We start from the raw sequence: 3,137 nt of genomic DNA, 5'->3' as shown, positions 1-3,137 counted from the left end.
ACCCGACCAACCCCCCACACCCCCACCACATGACGCGCCACCAAACCCCCCAACACCCCCGTACCACCAGTGATCAACACCGCACCATCCGGGTCGATCGGCCGTGGCAGGGTCAGCACGACCTTGCCGACGTGCCGTGCCTGGCTGACGAAGCGGAACGCCTCCTGCGCCTGCCGTACGTCCCAGGTGGTGATCGGCGGGAGCCGTAGCGCCCCGGCCTCGAAGAGGGCGAGCACGGAGGCGAGCATCCGCCCGACCAGTTCCGGTTCGGCGCGCATCAGGTCGAACGGCCGGTAACCGGCCGCGACGCCGTCGGGGTCGCGCAGGTCGGTCTTGCCCATCTCCATGAAACGGCCGCCGGGCGAGAGCAGCCGCAGGGAGGCGTCCACGAACTCCCCGGCGAGGGAGTTCAGCACGACGTCGACGCCCCTGCCGCCCGTGGACCGCAGGAACCGCGGCTCGAACTCGAGCGTGCGCGACGAGGCGATGTGCGCGTCGTCCAGTCCCAGCTCGCGCAGGGTGGCCTGCTTGGCGGGACTCGCGGTCGCGAAGACCTCCGCACCCAGATGCCGGGCGAGCTGCACGGCGGCGGTACCCACCCCACCGGTGGCGGCGTGCACGAGGACGGTCTCGTCCCGCCGGAGACCCGCGAGCTCCACCAGCCCGTAGTAGGCGGTCAGGTAGGCGATCGGAACCGACGCCGCCTGCTCGAACGACCAGCCCTCCGGGATCCGGGCCACCACCCGGTGGTCGGCGACCGCGCTCGGGCCGAAGGCTCCGCCGAACAGACCGAAGACGCGGTCCCCCGGTGCCAATCCGGTCACGCCGGGGCCGACCTCGGTGACGACCCCCGCGCCTTCACCGCCCAGCAGCACGTCGTCCGGGTACATCCCCAGCGCGAGCAGCACGTCGCGGAAGTTGAGCCCGGCGGCACGTACCCGGATGCGGACCTGTCCCTCCGCGAGCGCCTCGTCCTCGTACGCGGTGAGCGTCAGGTCGTCGATGGTCCTTCGGGGAGAGACGGTCAGCCGCCAGGTCTCTTCACCGGCCGGGGGAAGAAGTCCCGGATTCTGGGCCACGGTGGCGAGGCGGGGCACGTAGATCTCGCCCGCGCGGATGGCGAGCTGCGGCTCACCGGTCGCCACGGCCCGTGCCAGCGCCGCGCGACCGTCGACGTCGACGTTGATGTCGACGTCGGTGTCGACCAGCACGATCTGGTCCGGATGCTCCGCCTGGGCGCTGCGGATGAGTCCCCAGACGGCGGCGGCAGCGGGATCGGCGGCCGTGACGGCGTCACCGGCCGTGACGGCTCGCCTCGTGACGATGACGAGCCGATCGGGGCCGCCGTCCTCCAGCCATTCCTTGACGGCGTCGAGGGCCTGCCCGAGCAGGACGCGGGTCGCCGCGAGGGGGTCGTCACCGGGCTCGGTCCCGATCACGACCGGCTCCCCGTCCCAGGTGGCGTCGTCGCCCGCGGGGATCCGCCGCCAGTCGAGCCGGTAGAGGGAATCGTGTCCGGCCGCGGCGGGTCCGGACGCCGAGAACGCGGTGGTGTCGACGGGACGCATGACCAGCGCGTCCACCGAGGCGACCGGGGCTCCCGTCCCGTCGGCCACGTCGAGCGACACCGTGTTCTCTCCGGCGGGCGACAGGCGTACGCGCAGCGCGGAGGCCCCGGAGGCGTACAGACGCACCCCCTCCCAGGAGAACGGCAGGGCCACCTGGGTGTCGGTACCGTCGTGCGCCGCCGCAAGGGCGTGCAGTGCGGCGTCGAGGAGCGCGGGATGCAGCCCGTAGCGACCGGCGTCGGTCTCGCTGCCCTCCGCCAGGGCCACCTCGGCGTAGACGTCGTCCCCGTTCCGCCAGGCCGCTCGCAACCCCCGGAAGGCCGGACCGTAGTCGAGCCCCTTCTCGGCCAGGGCTTCGTAGCAGCCCGTCAGGTCCACCGGCCGCGCACCCTCCGGCGGCCACACGACGAGATCGTTCCCCGGTACGGCGGGCCCGGTCGTCGCGAGCACCCCGCCGGCGTGGCGCGTCCAGTCGTCCTCTCCGGTGGGAGAGCTGTGCACGCTCACCGGACGGCGCCCCTCCTCGTCCGAGGCACCGACGAGGATCTGCACCTGCACCCCGGTGGAAGAGGTGAGCGCGAGCGGGGCGTGCAGGGTGAGTTCCTCGATGCGATCACAACCGACGTGGTCACCGGCGCGTACGGCGAGCTCGACGAAGGCGGTACCGGGGAGCAGTGTCGTACCGGCGACGGTGTGGTCGGTGAGCCAGGGCTGGGCCCGGGTCGACAGGCGACCGGTGAGCACCAGGCCGTCCCCCTCGGCCAGGGACACCACCGCACCCAGCAGCGGATGCCCCGCCGACGACAACCCCGCACCCGACAGGTCCGTCTGACCTGTCGGTTCCAGCCAGTACCGCTGCCGATCGAAGGCGTACGTCGGCACGTCCACCGGACGTGCCCCATCACCGCCTGCGGTCTGGAAGTAGGCCGCCCAGTCGACCTGCGTCCCGGCCACGAACGCACCGGCGACGGCGGTGAGCACGGTCTCGGGTTCGGCTCTGCCGTTACGGATCGTCGGGAGAAAGGAGGCGTCGGTCAGGGTGTCCTGGCCCATGGCCGACAGCACCCCGTCGGGGCCCAGCTCGACGAACCTGCCGATGCCGTGGGAGGCCGCATGCGTCAAAGCGTCGGCGAAGCGCACCGTGCCCCGTACCTGGTCGACCCAGTAATCGGCCGAGAACTCCGTCACCGGCTCGCCGGTGAGGTTGGAGATGACCGGGATCGAGGGGGCCTGGAAGGTCAGCCCTTCGGCGATGCGGTGGAACTCTCGCAGCATCGGCTCCATGCGGGCCGAGTGGAAGGCGTGACTGACGCGCAGGCGGCGGCTTTTGCGTCCCTGGGAGGTGAGCGTGTGCGCCAGGGCGGTGACGGGTTCCTCGTCACCGGAGACGACCACGGCCTGGGGGCCGTTGACGGCGGCGATCGAGACACCGTCGGTGAGAAGCTCCGACACCTCCTGCTCGGTGGCCTGAAGGGCGATCATCGCCCCACCGGCAGGGAGTTCCTGCATCAACCGGCCTCGGGCGGCCACCAGCGCGCATGCGTCCTGCAGCGACATCACCCCTGCGAC

General features: G+C 72.0%; 1 protein-coding gene. It reads right to left on the bottom strand.

Annotation, left to right across the window (positions count from 1 at the left end):
- The coding region (locus tag ACZ6RT_RS37500; RefSeq protein WP_470158876.1) for a polyketide synthase dehydratase domain-containing protein at positions 1-3,077 on the bottom strand (3,077 nt) is incomplete at its 3' end.
- Positions 3,078-3,137: the final 60 nt, after the last annotated feature.

It is taken from the genome of Streptosporangium sp. NPDC050148 (genome assembly GCF_055586505.1).
Note: the sequence above shows the minus strand (reverse complement) of the source record. Positions and strands in the feature narration are given on the sequence as shown.